At 67.5% G+C, this 20,280-nt stretch carries 19 protein-coding genes and 1 pseudogene; 10 read left to right on the top strand and 10 right to left on the bottom strand.

Features of this window, described 5'->3' with window-relative positions; translation table 11 throughout:
- Positions 1-39: 39 nt before the first annotated feature.
- The 3 genes from HVO_RS04075 to HVO_RS04065 form a co-directional block, all read right to left on the bottom strand.
- On the bottom strand, positions 40-816 hold the full coding sequence (locus HVO_RS04075; protein ID WP_004040852.1) for a hypothetical protein: 777 nt from the start codon (positions 814-816) through the stop codon (positions 40-42).
- A gap of 82 nt (positions 817-898) precedes the next feature.
- Entirely contained in the window at positions 899-2,038 is a 1,140-nt protein-coding gene (locus HVO_RS04070; RefSeq protein ID WP_004040851.1) for a DUF7118 family protein, read from the bottom strand.
- A 123-nt stretch (positions 2,039-2,161) separates the two neighbouring features.
- A complete protein-coding gene (locus HVO_RS04065) occupies positions 2,162-2,845 on the bottom strand; it encodes a hypothetical protein (protein ID WP_004040850.1) in 684 nt (227 codons plus the stop codon).
- 126 nt (positions 2,846-2,971) lie between these two features.
- Here HVO_RS04065 and HVO_RS04060 point away from each other — a divergent pair, with 126 nt between their 5' ends.
- From HVO_RS04060 to HVO_RS04025, 8 genes are all read left to right on the top strand, one after another.
- The gene (locus tag HVO_RS04060; RefSeq protein WP_004040849.1) at positions 2,972-3,844 is read left to right on the top strand and encodes a universal stress protein; all 873 of its coding nucleotides are present in this window, start codon (positions 2,972-2,974) and stop codon (positions 3,842-3,844) included.
- Between the two features lie 141 nt (positions 3,845-3,985).
- Positions 3,986-4,624, top strand: a complete 639-nt coding sequence (locus tag HVO_RS04055) for a helix-turn-helix domain-containing protein (protein ID WP_004040848.1) — start codon at positions 3,986-3,988, stop codon at positions 4,622-4,624.
- Positions 4,625-4,886: 262 nt separating this feature from the next.
- Entirely contained in the window at positions 4,887-6,122 is a 1,236-nt protein-coding gene (locus tag HVO_RS04050; protein ID WP_004040847.1) for an ABC transporter substrate-binding protein, read from the top strand.
- Positions 6,119-7,048, top strand: a complete 930-nt coding sequence (locus HVO_RS04045; RefSeq protein WP_004040846.1) for a carbohydrate ABC transporter permease — start codon at positions 6,119-6,121, stop codon at positions 7,046-7,048. Before HVO_RS04050 ends, HVO_RS04045 begins: the two co-directional genes overlap by 4 nt.
- 1 nt (position 7,049) lies before the next feature.
- The gene (locus HVO_RS04040; protein WP_004040845.1) at positions 7,050-7,916 is read left to right on the top strand and encodes a carbohydrate ABC transporter permease; all 867 of its coding nucleotides are present in this window, start codon (positions 7,050-7,052) and stop codon (positions 7,914-7,916) included.
- Positions 7,916-9,067, top strand: a complete 1,152-nt coding sequence (locus tag HVO_RS04035) for an ABC transporter ATP-binding protein (RefSeq protein ID WP_004040844.1) — start codon at positions 7,916-7,918, stop codon at positions 9,065-9,067. The genes HVO_RS04040 and HVO_RS04035 overlap by 1 nt, the downstream gene beginning before the upstream one ends.
- Positions 9,064-10,311, top strand: a complete 1,248-nt coding sequence (locus HVO_RS04030) for a CaiB/BaiF CoA transferase family protein (RefSeq protein WP_004040843.1) — start codon at positions 9,064-9,066, stop codon at positions 10,309-10,311. The genes HVO_RS04035 and HVO_RS04030 overlap by 4 nt, the downstream gene beginning before the upstream one ends.
- The gene (locus tag HVO_RS04025) at positions 10,312-11,403 is read left to right on the top strand and encodes a LeuA family protein (RefSeq protein WP_004040842.1); all 1,092 of its coding nucleotides are present in this window, start codon (positions 10,312-10,314) and stop codon (positions 11,401-11,403) included.
- Positions 11,404-11,436: 33 nt separating this feature from the next.
- Here HVO_RS04025 and HVO_RS04020 read toward each other — a convergent pair whose 3' ends face one another.
- The 3 genes from HVO_RS04020 to HVO_RS04010 form a co-directional block, all read right to left on the bottom strand.
- A complete protein-coding gene (locus HVO_RS04020) occupies positions 11,437-12,156 on the bottom strand; it encodes a cob(I)yrinic acid a,c-diamide adenosyltransferase (RefSeq protein WP_004040841.1) in 720 nt (239 codons plus the stop codon).
- Between the two features lie 72 nt (positions 12,157-12,228).
- A complete protein-coding gene (locus HVO_RS04015; RefSeq protein WP_004040840.1) occupies positions 12,229-13,557 on the bottom strand; it encodes a cobyrinic acid a,c-diamide synthase in 1,329 nt (442 codons plus the stop codon).
- 169 nt (positions 13,558-13,726) lie between these two features.
- Positions 13,727-14,737, bottom strand: a complete 1,011-nt coding sequence (locus HVO_RS04010) for an AIR synthase family protein (RefSeq protein ID WP_004040839.1) — start codon at positions 14,735-14,737, stop codon at positions 13,727-13,729.
- A gap of 158 nt (positions 14,738-14,895) precedes the next feature.
- On the opposite strand from HVO_RS04010, the gene HVO_RS04005 reads away from it, so the two are divergent.
- The gene (locus HVO_RS04005) at positions 14,896-15,951 is read left to right on the top strand and encodes a pyridoxal-phosphate-dependent aminotransferase family protein (protein ID WP_004040838.1); all 1,056 of its coding nucleotides are present in this window, start codon (positions 14,896-14,898) and stop codon (positions 15,949-15,951) included.
- A gap of 20 nt (positions 15,952-15,971) precedes the next feature.
- Here the strand turns inward: HVO_RS04005 and HVO_RS20510 are convergent, their stop codons facing one another.
- The 3 genes and pseudogenes from HVO_RS20510 to HVO_RS20505 form a co-directional block, all read right to left on the bottom strand.
- On the bottom strand, positions 15,972-16,277 hold the full coding sequence (locus HVO_RS20510; protein WP_144064032.1) for a hypothetical protein: 306 nt from the start codon (positions 16,275-16,277) through the stop codon (positions 15,972-15,974).
- Positions 16,278-16,596: 319 nt separating this feature from the next.
- Positions 16,597-17,766 (bottom strand): annotated as a pseudogene (locus tag HVO_RS04000) (ISH3 family transposase).
- 4 nt (positions 17,767-17,770) lie between these two features.
- Positions 17,771-18,211: a hypothetical protein gene (locus tag HVO_RS20505; RefSeq protein WP_144064031.1), complete on the bottom strand. Its 441-nt coding sequence runs from the start codon at positions 18,209-18,211 to the stop codon at positions 17,771-17,773.
- A gap of 96 nt (positions 18,212-18,307) precedes the next feature.
- Between HVO_RS20505 and HVO_RS03995 the strand changes: the two genes are divergently transcribed.
- Positions 18,308-18,895, top strand: coding sequence for a hypothetical protein (locus HVO_RS03995; protein WP_004040837.1), 588 nt, complete (start codon positions 18,308-18,310; stop codon positions 18,893-18,895).
- A 55-nt stretch (positions 18,896-18,950) separates the two neighbouring features.
- On the opposite strand, the gene HVO_RS03990 is transcribed toward HVO_RS03995, so the two are convergent.
- Positions 18,951-20,063: a PhoU domain-containing protein gene (locus tag HVO_RS03990; RefSeq protein WP_013035169.1), complete on the bottom strand. Its 1,113-nt coding sequence runs from the start codon at positions 20,061-20,063 to the stop codon at positions 18,951-18,953.
- Positions 20,064-20,280 lie beyond the last annotated feature (217 nt).

Raw genomic sequence — 20,280 nt, 5'->3', positions numbered from 1 at the left:
CGCGCCGCAGTCTCGCGGTTCGACCCCGCTTTTCTCTCGCTACTCGCGCCACCACGCGATAGCGTACACCGCGCCCCCGACGAGAATCAGGACCGCGCCGACGCCCGCGACGCCGAGGCCGACGACGAACGCGGCCCCGAAGCCGAAGTCGTCGACGTGCGTGTAGGCGGTGATGCTGTAACGCGTGCCCTCTTTTTCGACGAGCGCCGGGAGGCGGTCCACGAAGGCGTCGTTCATCCGCGGCCGGTAGCCGGGGTCCCCGTCCGAGGAGTTCCGGAGGATGCTGTCGACCGTCTCTCTGGCCGCCGGCGAGAGGTTCACGTAGCTGTACGCGCTCCGCTCGACGGTGGAGTTCGCAACACGCTGGAGCGTGGCGTTTCGCGCGGTGACGACCGAGCCGTTCTCTCGCACGCGAAGCCGGTAGTACTGCTCGCGCTCGCCGTAGGCGTCGTGGACGTACGTGTTGTTCCGCGCGATGGCGCGGAGGTCGACTTGCGCGCCGGCCGCCGTCGTCCGGGCGGTCCCGTTCCGCATCGCCGCCTCCAGCGTCTCGCGGGTCTCGTTCGGCGCGCGGTACTCGCCGGCCGAGTACCGCTGGCTCACCTGATGTACCGAAATCGAGACCGAACGGCCGTGCCGGTTGACGATGGTCTCGATGTCCGACTGGTTCGCAAGCGAGACCGTCTCGGCCCGGTACGAGTTCGAGACTTTCGGCGGCGGCGATGTCGCGTCCGCGAGCGCGGGTAGGTACACCGGCGCGGGGAGGCAGACGAGACCGACGACCGCGAGAAGGAGAGCGAGTTTCCGGAGACGCATTACCGGGAGTTCCGCCGAGTCGGGTAAGTGCTTTTTGTCGCCGTCGGGCGTCCGGTCTCGCCGCCGCGGCCCCGGGCGACGCTCAGTCGTCCAGCGGCGGATTCGCGTCGAGGCAGTCAGCGACCCGCTCGCGCTCCTCGCGGGCGTCGGCTAACTCCTCTTCGACGACGCCCCGCTGGAGTCGCTCACGCTGGTCTTCGGTGAGTTCCGCGCGGGCGACCGCGGCGTCGCGGAGGCGGTCGTACGACTCCTCGTACGTCAGTTCGTGGACCTCCCGGGCGCGGGCGACCGTCTCGTCGGCGGCGAACCGACTCACGACGGCGACGAGTTCTTTCGTCCGCCAGCGGAGTTCAGCGGCGGGGTCCGGCGGCCACGAGACGGTCAGCGGGTCGGCGTCGAGCGTCTCCAGAAACCGTTTGTTCGTCCCGACGGCCGCGGCGAACCGCTTCGGGTCGCCCACGTAGTGGGCGAGTTTCGACCGCGAGTAGCCGGCGTACTCGACGAGCGTGGGAATCGGCTCGTCCCCGATGGCGGCTGTTTCGAGGTACTCGCGCAGTCGCTCGGGGGGACTGGGCGTCCCGACCAGCGGGTACGACTCGGCGGCCGCCAGCCACGCGAGCACCTCGCGGGCCGATGACTCGGCGCGGAACCGGTCGAACGCCTCGGTCACGGCGTCGTCGTACCGCTCGATGGGGTCGCGGAGTTCGTCCACCGGCGCGTCGATGTCGGCCTCACCGAGTTCCCGCACGCGTTCGAGGCGGTCGATTCGCGCGTCGAGTTCGTCCGCGCGCTCCCGCAGTCGCCGGCCGGCGCTCCGATAGTCGTCTCTCGCCTCGTCCAGTTCGTCGAGGAGCGCCGCCTCCTCGCGGGCTGGGTCCAGTTCGCGTCTGGCCTGCTCGAAGTCGGACGCCGACAGCGACGAGGTGATGCCGGTCGTGAGCGACTCGTTGGCGTCGATGAAGGCGTCGCTGTGGCGCACGTCGGCGGGGACCTCCTCCAGCCGGTCCGACAGTGCCTCGCGGAACTCGACGTAGCCTTCGAGGTCGTCGGTCGCCCGCTCCTCGTAGCGGTCGAGAATCTCCGTCACGTCGCGGACGGCGGACGCGAGCGTCCGAAGCTCCTCGCGGCCGATGTCGTCGACCGCCTCGCGTCGGCCGCGGAGGGTGTCGGCCGCCGTTCGGAGCGCCGCCACGTCGTCGTCGGCGAGCGCGGCGTCAGTCACGCTGCGCCACCTCGGGCGGGCATCCCGGTCGCGGAATCAGTGTCATGCCCGACGAGTCGGTGCGCGAGGTTGAAAAGTTGATGACCGAGGACGGGGTGCGACGGCCGCGGAGCCGACAGACCGTCAACGACGCTTTCGGTCGGTCGCCACGTCCGACGCGGCGGCGACCGCGACTGCGAGCACGCAGAGCGCGACCGACGGCGACAGGGAGAACAGGCCGGCCACGCCGGGGAACGTCGCGACCGCGAGGAGCGAGACGGCGTAGTAGACGCCGGCGGCCGCGGCCGACGTGCGGGCCGGCGCGGCGCGCAGTCGGGGGAGCGCGAGCATCGCACAGAGCGCGACGCCGCCGGCGACGACGACAGAGCCGAGGAAGCCCGCTCCGGCGAGGTCGGCGCGCGCGCCGAGGAACGTCCCGAGGCCGAGCGTCGCGTTCAGATAGGCCGCCCGACGGACGAGAAAACCGTAGCCTGCGTCGGGGCCGAGACCGATTTCGTTGTCTTCGATTCGGTGCCACGGCGCGCCGACCGAGACGGCGTCCAACCGGAGCGCGCCGATGGCGAGACAGGCGACCGCCAGCGAGACGACGGCCGCGGTCGTGACCGCCACCGGGGTCGAGACGGTCATGAAGGCGACCCAGAGCATCGGCAGCGCCAGAAGCAGGTGCTGTCCGAGCCCGAAGTAGACCGTCGCGTCGAGCCACGCGTCGACCCCGGTCTCGTCGTCGTCGCGTTGCCGGCGTCGGTGCCGCCGGTTGCGTCGCGGCCGCGTTTCGCCGCCCCGAGGTGACTCATCCGTCGGTGCCATCACCGTTCGGTTGTCACTGCCGTCTGATAACTGTGTGGCGCGCCGATGGTCGTGACGCCGGCGGCGGGCGGTCCGCGAACGCCGCCCGGCGAAAGGACTTACCCGCGACCGGGTGTATGACAAGCCATGTACGAGCGCATCCTCCTGCCCGTCTACGAGAGCACGTCGTCGAGCGCGGTTCTCCACCACGCCAGCGAACTCGCCCACTGGGACGACGCGGAGATACGACTGCTCTTCGTCGCCGACACGACCCGCGACAGCGTCACCGTGGTCGGGAACGACGTGGTCGACGCGCTCGAACGCGAGGGCGAGAGCGTCGTCGACGAGGCGGCGGAGACGCTCCAAAACCTCGGCGTCGATTACTCGACGGACGTGGTACAAGGCAACCCCGCACCGACCATCGTCGAGTACGCCGAGGAGTACGACTACGACCTCGTCGTGATGCCGACCCACGGTCGGGAGGGTATCTCGCGACAGCTTCGCGGGAGCGTCACGGAGAAGGTCGTCCGCCTGTCGGACCGGCCGGTGCTCACCGCCCGCATGAAGCCCGACGAGGAGCTGACGTTCCCCTACGACCGCATCCTCATCCCGACCGACGGGAGTCGCTCGACGAAGCGGGCGACGAGCCACGGACTCGCGCTCGCCGCCGAACTCGACGCGACGGTCCACGTCCTCTCGGTCGTCGACGACTCCGCGCTCGGGTTCGACGTGCGGTCGATGCTCTCCGGCGAGGAGAGCGAGCGCGGCGCGAACGAGGCGATTTCGAAGGTCGTCGAGGAGGCGAACGAACACGGCGTCACGAAGCTCGCGGAAACCATCGAACACGGCTCGCCGAGCGAGGCGATTCGGGAGTACGTCGAAGGTAACGACATCCACGCCGTCGTCATGGGGACGACCGGGCGGAGCGGCGTCGACAGAATTCTCCTCGGGAGCGTCGCCGAGCAGACGGTTCGGAGCGCCCCGGTTCCCGTCATCACGGTGTCACCCGACGAGGAGTGACCCGCGCGGGTCGCGGACGCCGGGTCGTCCGCCTCGGGATACAGCTATTACCCGCGGGCGACGTATCGGCGTGGTAGCCGTGGTCGAACAGGACCGTCTCGGACGCCTGTCCAGCCCCGACAGCCGGAGGTCTCGATAGCGATGCTTCGCGCGACCATCCTCCTCGAACTGAACGAGGATTACGTGCTGTCGCACGTGAGCGACCTCGTCGACGGGCCGGTCGTCGTGACGAACTGCGAGGTGCTCGGCGAGACGGACATCCGCTTCGTCGTCGACGCCGGGGAGCACCGCGACGAGATGGCCGACCGGCTCGCCGCCAGCGAGGCCGTCAGCGACCTCGAACTCGTCGGCGACGACCAACTGCTCATCACCAAGCGGCCGTCCGGCGCGCTCCCCGTCATCCGAGAGAACCATGGGATGCTCCAGCGGATGAGCCAGTTCTACGGTCGCTCGCGCGTCTTCGACGTGGTCGTCTTCCGCCGGGCCGACCTCAAGGCTATCATCTCGGGCCTCCGGTCGCTCGGCACCGTCGAACTCCGGCGGCTGAAACCCTTCGTCGGCCCCTCGACGCGGCTCTCGAAGCGGCAGGCCGAGGTCGTCGGCTACGCGCTCGAACGCGGCTACTACGACTGGCCGCGGGGCGTCACGGTCGAGGAAATCGCGGCGGCGTTTGAGGTGAGCAGACCGACCGTGTTGGAACACCTCCGACGGGCCGAAAAGAAACTCCTCAGCGACGCGCTCGCCGACGCGACGACGCCCGCGAACCCCGACAGCACCTGACCGCGACCGGACCGGCTCGGCCCCCGGCGCACGCTGCGCTCCGAATTTTAAGCGCCTAGTACACCTGAAACACGTCACCAGATATCCGGAAACCAGTATAAAGAGCCAACAGGGGTAGGCACTACTCCCGTGGCCTCTACCGGTGTACGTATTGTTTGCAATTACCATGATAGATGGGAATCACTCTCGTGGTGGAGACGGGCGGAAAACGCGCGGGTCGTCGCGCCGGACGTTCCTCGCGGCGGTCGGGAGCGCGGCGGCGGTGACGACGGCTGGCTGTCTCGGCGGCGGTGGCGGCGACTCCAACGAGCCGATTCGATACCTCTCGGACCGCGGCGACTCGAAGGACGTGATGGACGAAATCATCGCCGAGTTCGAGGAGGAGACCGACCACACGGTCGAGATGATTTACACGGCGAAGGGGACCTCCTCGGACGCCGAGATGCAGAAGATGGTCGCCGCGGGCAACCCGCCGGACCTGCTTTTCGACACCTCGACGGACGCGTATCGACTTCAGCGCGACGGCGTCCTCGCGCCGGTCACGGGGGCCGTCCAAGATAACGACCTCCCTGACCCGGTCACCGTCGGCGGCGAGTCGTACTTCGCGGCCGCGATGGTCGAACCGCTCATGGGCTGGTACCGAAACGACGTGTACTCGGAGTTGCCCGCGTCGTGGAGCGAGTGGGTCGAGGCCGCTGGCGAGGTGTCGGCCAACGAGTCGATGGAGGGTTACGTCGTCCAGTCGGGCCAGACGAACAACGCCGACACCCAGATGACGCAGTACCTCTGGCAGAACGACGTGGAGATTTACGGCGGCCCCTCCGACGGCATCGAGGTCAGACTCGACGACGACGACAACCGACAGGCGGCCGTCGAGACGTTCGAGTGGGTCCAGTCGATGGCCGAGCACTCGCCGAACGGCTCGGGGTGGGCGTGGGGCGACGCCATCGGCGCGCTCCAACAGGAGAACGCCGCGGCCATCGCCAGCGTCGGCGGCCTCCCCATCCTCACGATTCAGGCCAACCGCCCCGACCTCGTCGAGAACCTCAGTCCGATGCCGTTCCCCGTGCCGAGCGGGGCGGCGCAGGACAAGTGGTGGGCGTACATGGAGGGTCACCTCGTCCGCAACGACGGCCAGAACACCGAGGGCGCGCAGGCGTTCGTCGACTTCTTCACGAGTTCGTCGCGCTTCTTCGACTTCGTGCTCTCCGCGCCGCTGTTCCAGTTCCCGCCGACGCGGGAGCAACTCGACGCGCCCGAGGTGACCGAAAACGAGGTCATCCAACAGCACCCCGACGTGATGAATCTCGTCCGCGACAACTGGGACGCCTTCACGAGCGTCCTCGCGACGGGCGACGACGGCGCGCCGAACATCGTCGCGGCCGACGCGTACAGCGAACAGCTCTTCGGACAGGCCGCGGACCAGCTTCTCGTCGGCGGGCTCACGCCCGACGAGACGGTCGACTGGCTGGCCGAGCAACTCCGCGGGTTGCAATGAGTACGGCCCTCAAATCGCGGTTGGAAGCCGCCGGGTCGGCCCTCCGAGAGCGCGACGTGGACGGCACGACGCTCCTGTTGGCGGCGTGTTTCGTCCCGATGCTCGCGTTCTTCGTCGTGGTCTGGGTCATCCCCATCGTCTACGCGCTCGGGATGAGCCTGTTCGCGTCGCCGGTGCGGAGCCCCGAGTTCGTCGGCCTCGGCAACTACGCCGAACTCCTCGGTAACGGCGCGTTCTGGGGCTTCCTCTGGAACAGCGTCGTCTACGCGGTGGCGACGACGGGGCTGAGCCTCGTCATCGGGCTGGGGCTCGCGCTCGTCATCAATCAGCGCATCCGCGGCGGCGACGCCCTGCGGACGCTGATGATTTTCCCGTACCTCCTGCCGACGCTCGTTGTCATCTTCATGTGGAAGTTCATCCTCGACCCCAACATCGGGATTCTGAACCAGTTCCTCGTCGACGCCGGGCTCATCGACAAACCCATCGCGTTCTTCTCGACCCTGGAGTTCGCCATGCCGGCGGTCGTCGTCACGAGCGTCTGGAAGTTCGCCAGCTTCGCCTTCTTCATCCTGCTCGCGCGCTTGCAGGCCATCGACCCCGACCTCTACGAACGGGCGCGGGTCGAGGGCGCGACGACGTGGCAGGCGTTCCGCGACATCACCTTTCCGCACCTCCGCGGCGCGATTCTCATCATCCTCCTCGTCAGGGGCATCTGGATGTTCAACAAGTTCGACATCATCTACCTCTCGACCCGCGGCGGCCCGCTCCAGCAGACGACGACGCTCCCGATTCGCGTCTACCAACTCGCGTTCAGCGAGGTGAACTTCGGCATGGCGACGGCGCTCGCCGGCGTCATGTTCTTCCTCCTCGCCGGCGTCGCGGTGGTCTACTTCCGGGCGTTCGCCCCCGAAAAGGAGGTGGCGTGAGATGGCGACGTCCTCCGGTCGCGGCCTCGTCTCCCACGACACCCAGAAACGCCTCCAGCGAATCGCCGTCTACCTGACGGCGCTTCTCATCTCGGTGTTCACCATCATCCCGGTGTACGTGATGGTGGTCATCGCCATCCAGTCGCCGGCGACGACGTTCGCCGGCGGGCGGGTGAACCTGCTGCCCACCGAGCCGTCGCTCCGGAACTTCCTCGTCCTCCTCGGGTCGACCGACACGGTCCGGTACTTCGTCAACAGCCTCGTCGTCACGCTCGGGTCGACCGTCCTCTCGACGACTATCGCGGTCGCGGCGGGCTACGGCCTGACGCGCTTCGACTTCACCGGGAAGTCGCTGGCGGCGCGGGCGGTGCTGTTCTCGTACATGTTCAGCCCCATCGTCCTCGCCATCCCGCTGTACGTCGTCTTCTCGACGCTCGGCCTGCTCAACAGCCACTTCGCGCTCACCCTCGCGCTGACGGCCATCTCCGCGCCGTTCTGCATCTGGCTGATGTGGCAGTACTTCCAGACCGTCCCCATCGCGCTCGAAGAGTCCGCGTGGGTCCGCGGCGCGAGTCGCTGGCGCACCGTCAGAGACGTGGTCCTGCCGGTCGCCCGGCCCGGCTACATCTCCGCGGCCATCTTCGCGTTCGCCGTCGCGTGGAACGACTTCACCATGGCGCGCGTCGTGATGAGCCGCGACGAGATGTACACCATCACCGTCGGCGCGTCGCTGTTCTTGGACCGCGTCAGCATCGGCTGGGGCGAGACGATGGCCGTCTCGCTTCTCATCTCGATTCCGCCGTTCCTCATCGCACTGTTCCTGCAACGATACCTCCTCCAGGGCTTCAGCGTTGGAGGCCTCGAATAATGGCAACCAGCATCCACCTCGACACCGTCAGAAAGGAGTTTCGCACCCTCGGAAACACGCACGTCGCCGTCGACGACCTCAGCCTCGACATCCCCGAAGGCTCGTTTACGACCTTCGTCGGCCCCTCGGGCTGCGGGAAGACGACGACCCTGCGCATGTTGGCCGGGCTGGAGACGCCCACCTCGGGCACCGTCTCGTTCGGCGACGAGGACGTGACCGACCTCCCGCCGCAGGAGCGCAACGTCTCGATGGTGTTCCAGTCCATCGCGCTCTACCCGCACATGTCCGTCCGCGAGAACATCGGCTACGGCCTGAAGATTCACGGCGTCCCGAAGGCCGAACGCGACGAGCGCATCGACGAGGCCGCCGAAGTCCTCCAAATCGAGGCGCAGTTGGAGAAGATGCCCGCCGAACTCTCCGGCGGCCAACAACAGCGCGTCGCCCTCGGCGGCGCGTTCGTGCAGGACCCCGACGTGCTGCTTCTGGACGAGCCGATGTCCGACCTCGACGCGAAGCTCAAATCCGACCTCCGCGTCGAGATTCAGCGACTCCACCAGGAACTCGACACGACCGTCGTCTACGTCACTCACGACCAGACCGAGGCGATGACGATGAGCGACCAGGTGGTCCTCCTGCGCGACGGCGAACTCGCGCAGGTCGACCCGCCGAAACAGCTGTTCGACTACCCGAACTCGGAGTACGTCGCGCAGTTCATCGGCATGCCCTCGACCAACGTCGTCGACTGCGCGGTCGAGCACCGCGACGGCGAGACCGTGCTCGTCGGTCCCGGGTTCGAGCTTTCGCTCCCGGCCGGCGTCGACGCCCCGACCGCCGGCCGCGTCAGACTCGGCATCAGGCCGCAGTACCTCGATGTCGGCTCCGCCGGGGCGTGTCGGCTCTCGGTCGACGTGGAGGTCGTCGAGACGCTCGGCACCGAGTCCGTGGTCCACGGCCGCCTCGAAGACGGCACCCCCTTCGACGTGGTCAGCGACGCCGTCGACGACGCGGTCGCGGGCGACCGCCTCGACGTGTCGTTCGACCTCGCCGACGCGTTCGTCTTCGGCGAGGACGGCGAGACGATACTCTTCGGGTCTGAACGCGCCGGCGAGCGCTCGTCGTCGCCCGCGGGGACGGGGGGCGTCACTCCATGAGCGGCGACAGCGCCGAGCGCGCCGAGAGTACCGAGACTGCCGCGGGCGCGACCGCGTCGGCGACGCGAGGACTCCCGCTCGACGGCGTGCGCGTGCTCGAACTCGGCCATATCATCGCCGGGCCGTTCTGTTCGATGCTCCTCGCCGACCTCGGTGCGGACGTCATCAAGGTCGAACACCCGGAGGGCGGCGACCTCATCCGCGGGTCGTCGCCGGTCGGAAACAGCTCGTTCAACTACGTCAACCGGGACAAGCGGAGCCTCACGCTCGACCTCAAGTCCGACGCGGCACTCGACGCGTTCTTCGACCTGCTCGACGAGACCGACGTGGTCGTCGAGAACTACGCGCCGGGAACCGCCGAACGGCTCGGCATCGGCTACGAGCAGTTGAAAGAGACGCATCCGGGCCTCGTCTACTGCTCCATCAAGGGGTTCAATCCCGGCCCCTACGAGTCGTACCCCGCGCTCGACCCCATCGCGGAGGCGCTGTCGGGGCTGATGAGCGTCACCGGCCACGAGGGGATACCCCCGGTCCGGTCGGGCACGAGCATCGCCGACATGGCCGCGTCGTTCTACGGCGCGATAGCGGTCCTCGGGGCGCTCTACCGCCGCGACCGGACCGGAGAGGGGTCGAAGGTGACCGCACCGCTGTTCGAGTCCACCGTCTCGATGATGGGCTACTGGCTCGCGTACACCGAGGCCTACGACGACGTGCCGGGGCCGATGGGCGCGTCGCACCCCAACTGGGCACCCTACGACGTGTTCGAGACGGCCGACGACGAGTGGGTGTTCATCGGCCCCTCCGGCGAGCGCCAGTGGACCGCGCTCTGCGAGGCGCTCGGCCTCGACCTCCACGAGGACGAGCGGTTCGCCACGCTCCCGGACCGCCGGGAGAACCTCGACGAACTCATGGACCTGCTCCGCGCCGAGTGCGAGACGCTCCCCGCCGCCGACCTCGTCGCCGGGCTGCGCGAGGTCGGCGTCCCCGTCGCCAAGGTGAACTCGATGGACGAGGTCGCGACCGACCCACACCTGCGGGCGACCGACTTCTTCACCGAGGTCGAAACTGCGGAGGGAACGTTGCGGTCGGTCAGCGTCCCGCGGTTCCCCGTCGTCGCCAGCGGCTTCGACCGCCCCGACTCGACCGACCCGCCGAAGCTCGGCGAGCACACCGAGGCCATCCTCTCGTCGCTCGGCTACGACGACGCCGACATCGACGCGCTTCGGCGCGCGGGAGGGGTCTGAGTGGCCGCCGCGGAGCCGGTCCTCCTCGACGTGACCTGCCGCGAGGGCGAGCAGCGCCCCGGGGCGTCCTACACGACGGGACAGAAAGTCGCGGCCGTCCGCGCCCTCGACGACCTCGGCGTCGACTACGTGCAGGTCGGCTTCCCCATCGCGGGCGCACAGACCGGCGAGGTCTGCGACGCGGTCGACGTGGAGACGAAACTGACGGGCATCGCCCGGGCCGTCCCGAAGGACGTCGAGGCCGCGGTCGACGCCGGCGTCGACGTCATCGACGTGTTCGCGCCGACCAGCGAGCGACAGCGGACCGAACTGCTCGGGAAGGACGCGGACGAGTTGCGCTCGCTCGTCGGTGAGACGGTCGATTCCGCGACCGCGACCGGGCTGGAAGTCCACTTCACCGCGATGGACGGCTTCCGGACCGACCCCGCGTTCCTCGATAACCTGTTCGACTCGATAGACGCGACGTACCTCACTATCGCGGACACCGTGGGCTCGAAGACGCCGTTCGAGGTGTCGTCGTTCCTCCACGACCTCGACACCGACCCGACCCGCCTCGGCGTCCACTTCCACGACGACCTCGGCGTCGCGACGGCCAACGCGCTCACCGCGGTCGCCCACGACGTGCAGAAGGTGGACGTGTCGGTCGCCGGCATCGGCGAGCGCGCCGGAAACGTCCCCGTTGAGGAGTTCGTCGTCGCGGCCGAGACGAGCCGCGCCGTGAACCGCCCCGCGCTCGACCCCTCGACGCTCATCCCCCGGGCGAACGACGTGTTGACGGCGCTCGACGAGTCGGTGCCGGCGGAGAAATCGGTGCTCGGCGCGGACGTGTTCTCCCACGAGTCCGGCCTCCACACGGCGGCGATGCTCGACGACCCGGCGACGTTCGAGCCGTTCGACCCGGCCGTCTTCGGCGGGTCGCGGACGCTCTACTTCGGCCCGCAGAGCGGGACCGGCGCGGCCCGGCGGCTCTTGGAGCGCGCCGGCGACGACGACCCCGACGAATCGCGGGTCGCGGCGCTCGTCGAGACGCTGCGGTCGCTGGACGAACCGGTGCCGACCGACGAGGCGCTGGACATCGCCCGGGGGCTCTGAGCCGTCGACCCGAGGCCGGGTTGGCCGACGCTCTCAGTACTCGGTTCCTTTTCTCGCGCGCTGGCCGGCGTCGATGGGGTGTTTCTCCTTTCGGACGTTGGTCACGAGGTCCGCGGCGTCGGAGAGGTAGGTCGGTTCGTCGTGGCTCCCGGTCAACACGAGTTCGAGGCTCTCGGGCTTGCGCTCCACGAGGTCGAGCACGTCGGCCTCGTCGAGCAGTCCCATCGCCACGGCGTAGAGGAGTTCGTCGATGATGAGGAAGTGGACGCCGTCCTCCGGCGGGCCGTCGAGGTCGAGCGGCTTCGAGAGGTCGGCGTCGGCCGCGGCGTCGACGAGTTCGCGCGCCCGGTTGAGGCCGGCGGCGACCTGCGCCTCGTGGTCTTCGTCGTCGCTGCCGTCGGCCATCCCAGCCCAGCCGTAGTGGCCGAGGTTCTCGAAGGAGATCCCGGGCATCGCCGCGATGGCGTTGTACTCCCCGCGGACGGCCTCGACGGAGTCCGCGCCGCCCTTCAGAAACTGGAGCATGTGGACGCGGTAGCCGTGGCCGGCGGCGCGAAAGCCCATGCCCATCGCGGCCGTGGTCTTGCCCTTGCCGTCGCCCCACCACACCTGCACGAGGCCGAAGTCGTCGGGCGCGGCGGGTTCGATGGCGGCCGCCTCGGGGCGGACGCCGCGGCCGGGGGTGTTCGCCCGAACCGAGTCGGGGGTGGTCTCGTCGCCTGTCTCGGGGGTTCCGTCGGGTGCGTCGGTCATCGTTGTGGGTTCGAAGTCGGTGTCGCAGTCGGGGTCGGTCGTCGGTCGGTGCGTGTCGCGCCCTCGCCGCGGTCAGTCCGTCAGTCGCGAGACGAAGCGGTCGAACGCCCCGCTTTCGGGGTGGACGTGCGCGTAGGTGCCGAGGGTTCGGTACTCGGTGAGTCCCTCGCGGCCGTCGATGCCGGTCCCGCGCTCCACGTCGAAGGCGAACCGGGCGTCCGTCGCCGGGTCCGCCGACGAGTAGTGGAACTCGTGGCCGCGGAGCGTCTCGCCCGCGTCGGCGGTCAGCGTCCCGTCGGTCGCGCGGAGTTCTACGTGGTCGAGCGCCTGATAGCGCTCCTGCATCGTCACGTCGGCGGGGAGGATGCCGGCCATCTCGTGGGTGTCGCCGTCGGTCGTCGTCAGCGATTCGGTGAGCGCCATCAGACCGCCGCACTCGCCGAACACCGGCAGGCCGTCGGCGGCGCGGTCGGCAAGCTCCGAAAGCGTCGGTGATGACGCGAGGTCCGCGGCGAACCGCTCGGGGTAGCCGCCGGGGAGGTAGACGCCGTCGCAGTCCGGGAGGTCGTCGCCGGCGACCGGCGAGAAGTACGAGACGGTGCCGAGCGATTCTAATCGCGCCAGCGTCGAGGGGTAGACGAAACAGAACGCCTCGTCGCGGGCGACGGCGATCGTCGGGCGGTCCGAATCCGTAGCTTGGACTGGCTCGGCTCGCGTGCCCGATTCGACCTCCTCGGCGTCCCAGTCGGGTTCCCGCGCCACTTCAGCGAGCGCGTCGGCGCGAATCCCGTCGGCCGCGGCGTCGAGCGCCTCGTCGGACAGCGGGGCCTCGTCGCCGAGGTAGAGGCCGAGGTGGCGCTCCGGGATTTCGAGGTCGTCGCTCGGCGGGATTCGACCGAGGTACGGCAGTTCTTCGGGGAGCGCGTCGCGGATGCCCTCGGCGTGGCGGCCGCCGTGAGCGCGGGAGGCGATGACGCCGGCCACGTCGGCGTCGATTCCCATCCGGTCCGCGTAGGTCCGGAAGCCGTAGGCCGTCGCCGCGACGCTCTGCATCCCGGCTCTCGCGTCCGCGACGAGGACCACGGGGAGGTCGAGGAGGGCGGCGACCCGAGCCGTCGACGTGTCGCCGTCGTAGAGGCCCATCATGCCCTCGACGACGCAGATGTCGCCCTCGCCGCGGGCGTAGGTCCGGCGCATGCCGTCGTCGCCTTCGAGCCACGGGTCGAGCGTCCGCGACGGTTTCCCGACGATTGCCGCGTGGTGTGATGGGTCGATGAAGTCGGGGCCGGCCTTGGCCGGTTGGACCGCGTAGCCCTCGCGTTCGAGCGCGCGGCACACCGCGAGCGTCGTGACGGTCTTCCCGACGCCGGAGGCCGTGCCGGCGACGACGACGCCTCTCATTCGACCACCGCGGTCCGGGTCGATTTCGGCGCTCCCGGCGGGTCGCTCGCGAGTCGAGACGGACGTTCAGCAGTCATATCTCCAAGTGAGATTTCAGTAGTCAAAGTCGTGTTGGGTCGAGCCGGGTCGGGTCGCCGCCGACGGCGCGGGTCGCCGGCTCGCGTTCGCCTCAGTTCCAGAGGTCGTACATGTCGTCTTCGACGCCGTCGGCGTAGTGCGTCCCGTCGTAGACGACGCCCGCGGCCGGCGCGGTCGAGTCCGCGTCCGCGTTCGAACCCGCGCCGTCGCCCGCCGCTTCGACGGTTCCGACCACCGTCGCCTCGATACCCTCGCGTTCGAGAGCGGCGAGCGCGTCGTCGGCCTCGCCTTCGGGGACCGCCGCGAGGAGCGCGCCGGAGCCGAGAATCCGCATCGGGTCGACGCCCATCGCCTCGCAGAGCGCCCGCGTCTCGGGGCGGACGGGCACGTCGTCGCCGTCGACCTCGATTCGGACGCCCGAGGCGCAGGCGAGTTCGACCAGTCCGTTGAGGACGCCGCCCTCGGTCGGGTCGTGCATCGCGGTCGCGGCGGGCGCGAGCACCGCCGACTCGGGGAGGACGCTGATGTCGTCGAAGAAGCCCGCGGCGCGGTCGGTGGCCGCGGGTTCGACGCTCGCCGCGTCGAGGTCGGCGCGGAAGTCGGTGGCGAGGACGGCCGTCCCTTCGACGCCGGCTCCCTTGGTGAGAATCACCGCATCGCCGGGTTCCGCACCGCTCGTCGGGACGTAGCGGTCGGTCGGACCCATGCAGGTGAGCGAGAGGAGCGGTCGGGAGAGCCCGGCGACCGTCTCGGTGTGGCCGCCGACGATGCTGATGCCGAGTCGTTCGGCCTCCGCGTCGAGTTGGGCCGTGATGTCGTCGAGGAGGTCAACGTCCAGTTCGGGGAGGAGGACGGTGCTCACGAGCCACTCGGGGACGCCCCCGCAGGCGGCCACGTCGTTGCTGGCGATGGCAACGCCGAGGGTGCCGATGCGCTCGGCGGCGAGCGAGATGGGGTCGGTGCTGACGACCATCGTCCCCTCGCCGGTGGCGACGGCGGCGGCGTCCTCGCCGTAGCCGGCCCCGACGAGCAAGTCGTCGTTGGGGGCCCCCGTCCGCGAGAAGACGTAGCGGTCGAGGTCCGCAGGTGAGAGTTTGCCCATACACGTGGCTGACGGCGAGGGCGCTTTTGTGCCTTCCCGTCCGCCGCCGGCGCGGGCGGTCACGTTCGCCGGCTGCCGGTCGGTTATCGCTGCCGACGCGGTCGGACGCTCGCCACGGATGCCGTACTGCTAAGACGCTCTGTCCGTAACGGGGATTCATGCTGATGACACCCGGCCCCACGGCCGTCCCGCCGCGGGTCCGCGACCGGCTGAGCGAGCCGATGCCGAACCCCGACATCGAGCAGTCCTTCTTCGACACCTACGACGAGGTCTGCGAGAAACTCGGGCGCGTCTACGACACCGACGACGACGTGGTCGTCATGGGCGGCGAGGGCATCCTCGGCCTCGAAGCCGCCATCGCCTCCACGGTCGCCCCCGGCGACGACGTGCTCTGCATCTCGAACGGCCTCTACGGCGACGGCTTCGCCGACTTCGTCGAGAGCTACGGCGGCGAGCCGACCCTCGTCGGTGCCGACTACACCGACCCGCTCGACCTCGCTGGCGTCGAAGCGGCGCTCGACGACGGCGAGTTCGCTGTCGCCACGATGGTCCACTGCGAGACGCCGACGGGCACGCTCAACGACATCGCGCCGGTGCTCGAACTGCTCTCCGACCACGGCGTGCTGACCATCGTCGACGCCGTCTCCTCGCTCGGCGGCGCGCCCGTCCCGAGCGAGCACATCGACATCAACCTCGGCGCGTCCCAGAAGGCGTTTAGCTCGCCGCCGGGGCTGACGACGGCCGCCGTCAGCGACCGCGCGTGGGAGGCCGTCGAGGAGCGCGACCCCGACTCGCTCTACACGAACCTCCTCCCGTGGCGCGACACCAGCGAGGGCTTCCCGTACACCCACCTCGGCGCGAACGTCGCCGCCCTCGACGAGTCGCTGTCGATGCTCCTCGAAGAAGGGCTCGACGCCGTCTACGAGCGCCACGAGGAGGCCGCCGCGCACTGCCGCGAGCGCGGAGCCGGCCTCGGACTCGATATCTATCCCGACGCCGAGCGCAGTTCTCCGACGGTGACGGCGTTCCACCTCCCCGGCGAGGCGAAACGCGTCCAAGCCGAACTCGAATCGGAACACGACATCGTCCTCGCGACCGGGCTCGCCGGCCTCGCAGACGATATCCTCCGGGTCGGTCACATGGGCTACAACGCCGACGTGGAGAAGGTCGACCGCGTGATGGACGCGCTAGAAGAGATATCCCCGATGAAATAAGAAGTTCAAAAGCAATTAAATTATTTCTCAAACATCATCGCCCACAGTAAGAGCGATATATAGTTCATGAGTGTACCATATTCTGCGATTGCGACTTCTTCTCCATGTAGCCATGTATTTCGATAGCCAGCTATTGTTCCGTAGACTTGATTTTCGCCACAGCTATAGAAATCTGCAACCTGAATCCTCATCTGGCGCATTTCTTCTTTGAGTTCTGGTGATCCAGCCACATTCTCAATATGACTTAGAATCCAACCAATATTGTTCACTTGTTCCCCGGCTCTAACTACTGGATCGTAAGTGTGGATTGACTTACCTTCTTTCACAGTTCCGTTCTCGTGAATGTACTCATGGCAGTACCGCTTGGCAATTCCTTCTAAAACCGGATATGCGACGTAGCTCGCAATGACGTGGTTGGACGTTGGAAATGGGCCAGCATCGCCCAATAATAGTGAGAGTATCAGTACTTCACAAAGCGTCCTCGGCTAGCTGTTTCTGAAGCATGAGTTCTGTGACCGAGCGGTTGGACTGGCGGTTTCGACGAGAGAATCATGGACGGATCGGCGGAGAGCCGTCGCTGTCGGCGGCGGCTGCCGCCGACGCGACAGCGTCGCCACTCCCACCGTTGGCTAGCCCGGTCGGGAGTTACCGGTGGAACCGGTCGTCCGGTGGCCGGTTCGCGGGGACGGCCCGACGCGTCGCGAGGGCCGTCCACGCTGCTCGACGGACCATATTGATGAACTCCTTGAACGACCACTCCCAGAGGCGACGCCCCCCACGGCGGGGCGTCGCCACGTACTCCCAGTGCAAATACCGCCAGACGTTCTGTAACAGCAGGCTCACCACGACGTACAACAGCCGTACGACCGGATTTTGTGTCGAGGTCGTCGCGATACTTTGCTCGGAGAGTCGATAGCTCGCCTCGATACCGAAGCGTTTCGCGTAGTGGTATCGAGCGTCTCGTGGTGAGTTGATGAACGGCGCGTCAGCGGCGTAGCCGTGACGCGCCACCCCATGTTCGTCGTACCGTCCGTTCTGGTAGGTACAGTCGATGTAGACGGGAAACTCGACGGTCCAGCTGTGACCGTCGAGTTTCGCCGTCAGACTGTGCTGAATCACGCGACTCCACCCTTCCGAGAGTTCTCACTTGATCGCCCGTCCCCAGCGGACGATCGGCATGACGTAGGCGTGGTTGTGCGCCTGAAGCAGCGTCAAACACTTGCTGTCGTAGAATTCGCGGTCAAGATAGACGGCCTTGACACCGAGGTCAAGGCCGTCGAGAATACCGAGGAACTCTGCGAGGACACTGCTGGCGGTGTCGCCGTCTTCGAGACGGCGCACCGCCAGCGTGTAGCGTTTGTTCTTCACGCGTGCGTACAGTGTCGCGTACGCGTGGAACGCGGTGGTTCCACGCTTCGCTTGTGAGTGATACAGGCCGTCTGTATCGTCTTCGTCGCCGTAGTAGGGCCGCAGGTGGAGGTCTGCGCAGACCTCCACCTGCTGGGGAAGGACGTTGAGAATGTCCTTCTGGAGGAGCGTGTTTCCAACCTGTTCGAGCGTCTCAAGGTCAAATTTGGTGCGGAGATGGTAGAGAACCGAATTTTCGTGTGGTGCATCTTCGCTTCTCTCACAGAGCGTTGAGACCGAGGTCCCGTCGGCGCAGGCGCCGACGAGGACCTCGTAGATGTCTTCAGCATCGAGTTCAGCGTTTTCAGCGAGTGAGAGAGCAACTTCCTCGTCAAGAGAGTTGACGAGGAAGTTAAGGAGCTGGTCCTCGTGGATTTCATCGTCTGCTTGCTGTGGTTGCTTGGACACATCTTCAGCAAGCAGACGTCTCAACTAACAGGCTTTGTGATGTACTGAGTATAGTTTCGTACTGCTTGATGACCTCTTCTGTGATTGGGAACTCGCTGAAGTTATGTTCATAAGCACATTCCAATGTATACCTCCAAAAGCCGTAGTGGTCAGATGTGATTTGTACCTTCTGTATATTCGTTAAATTCTTTGGTAATTGGAAGATTGCTTCGTCGGAAAGGTCTTCGATTTCGAGGTTTGTCTCAGAAGAGGTTAACATACATTTAGAGTCTAGTTCAGATTCGTTCAATAGAACCACAGTACCACTCTTGACAGAGACCGCGTCTTTGAGTGGTAGGCCTGTTGGACCACCTATATCAATTAAGTTTAACTCCGGAAACTGCTCGACGTATTTATCATACATCTTTTCGACACCATCTATTGAACAATCTCTCTTATCACTCATATGTGTAGGCTGACACGATACACTATTTAGTCTAATCCCAATCAGCCATCTCCGATATTGTGTCAATGTTTTTCTTTAACCCCGACGACAGTCCCGATGAGAACGACCGTGACCGAAACGAGCGATTCGACGGGACGGCGGCGACCGGACGACGGAATCAGATACGCAATCGTCGTCGTGTTTCTGACCGGACTCCGCCGCCGCAACCCCGCGGCGATGGTGAACGCCGCGTTCGCGCTCGCGGGCACGTACCTCCCCGAGGCCTTCGAGCGACTGGTCGGCGTCGAGTTCCGCCCGTGGCAGCGCGTCTACGTCGAGTCGGCCATGCTGACCCACTCGGCCGGGATGCTCGGTCCTTACGACGACGTGTGGTGGTGGGACCATCTCACTCACACCCACTCCGCGACGATTCTCGGCGGGGTCGTCCACGTGCTGTCGCGTCGCGGCGGCCGCGACCCCGCGACCCGCGTGCTCGCGGTTGTCGTCTGCGCCGGCGTGCTCTGGGAACTCGCGGAGTACGCCATCCACCGCGGAGCCGACGCGCTCGGCATCGACCCCGTGCTCGTCTCCTACGGCCGAACCGATACCGCGCTCGACCTCCTGTTTAACCTCGTCGGCGCGGCGCTCGTCGTCCTGTTCGGTGACCGCGTCCTGACGAATCTCGTCCCGCCGCGGGAGGACTAGGCGCGCTCTTTCCCGCGGCCGCCCCGAATCGTCCCGTGGATTGGACACTGAACCGTCAAGCGCGCTGGGAGTGTTCCGCGGACTCGCTTTCGCTCCCGTTCTCGCGGGTCGGTCGCTCGTCCATGTTGTGCGTACGGACCGCGGTCCGGAGACCGACCTCAGCGACGTTGCCGACGTGTTCGGCCGTCCGTTCGAGCGCGTGGAGCGCGTGGGCGAATCGGTGGTCAACGTCGACGTCCGGGTCCGCCTCCTCAAACAGCCGTCGCTCGACCTTCCCGACGCCCTCGCGGACCCGGTCCCGCGCCGACAGCGCCTCCCGCGCCGCGTCGGGGTCCTCGCCGTCGAGCGCGACCTGCACCGCGTCGTCGAGCGCCTCGGGGACGACCTCGGCGAGTTCGGACACCTCGTCGGCGACCGCGGGGGGCAGCGGGTCGGGGACCGCCGACGCGACGGCGGCGATTCGCTCGGCCTGGTCGGCCACGCGCTCTAACTCGCGGGCCGCGGTGTGGAGGCGGAACAGCTCCGGGCGCGTCTCGCCGAGGGCGTCCACCTCGTCGAGGCGGTCGAGCCCGCGGGTGAAGTGCCGGTCGACCATCGCAAAGAGGCGGTCGGCGCGGTCGTCGCGCTCCGCGAACCCGTCGAGCGGGGCGGCACCGGTGAGCGCGGCGGTCGCGTCGCGGTGCATCGAGACGGCGACGAACTGGAGCTGTCGGACCGACTGGCGGATGGAGACCTCGTTCGCGTCGAGGACGTTCCGAACCGTGACGGACGCGTCCGACTCCTCCGTGATGGTCACGCCGACGAGGTTGCGGGCGACCCGTCTGACGGCCTGTCGCTGTGCGGCGTCGAACGTCCCGTCGGCCTCGACGACGACCTGTTTCGACCCGGCGGCGTAGGCCGCCCGGAGCGTCTGTTCGAGACCGTCACCGGCGGAATCGTCTCCGCCGTCCCCGCCGCCCCCGTCCCCGTCCCCGCCGTCGACGGTCACCGTGAACTGCATCGACGCGTCGTCCTCGCACTCGGGTGCCTGTATGACGAGCATCCCGTCGAGGTGCGTGTGGAGGTCGACGACGGTACCGGCGGTGATGCCCTCGCCGTCCGCCCACTCTCTGGGGAGCGAGACGGTGAACGTCCCGTTGCTGACCTGCTGTATCTTGCGTGTCTCCATTGTGTTGGCGTGTCTGAAATCGTGTTGTCTGCGTGCCAGTTCCGCGGTGACGCCGCCCCCGACTCGGCGGGTGATTCGACTGACGAAAAGCGAGCGTCGCCGCCGACTGTCCGGCTTCGACGGCCGCAGGTCGTCGAGAACCGTCGCCACGTCGGGAAGTCGAAGTCGGCGTCGTCAGCGCGGGGACGCTCGGCATGGGTCGGCGTCGGCTCGGGGT

The sequence above is a fragment of the Haloferax volcanii DS2 genome (assembly GCF_000025685.1).
Classification (GTDB): Archaea; Halobacteriota; Halobacteria; order Halobacteriales; family Haloferacaceae; genus Haloferax; species Haloferax volcanii.
Note: the sequence above shows the minus strand (reverse complement) of the source record. Positions and strands in the feature narration are given on the sequence as shown.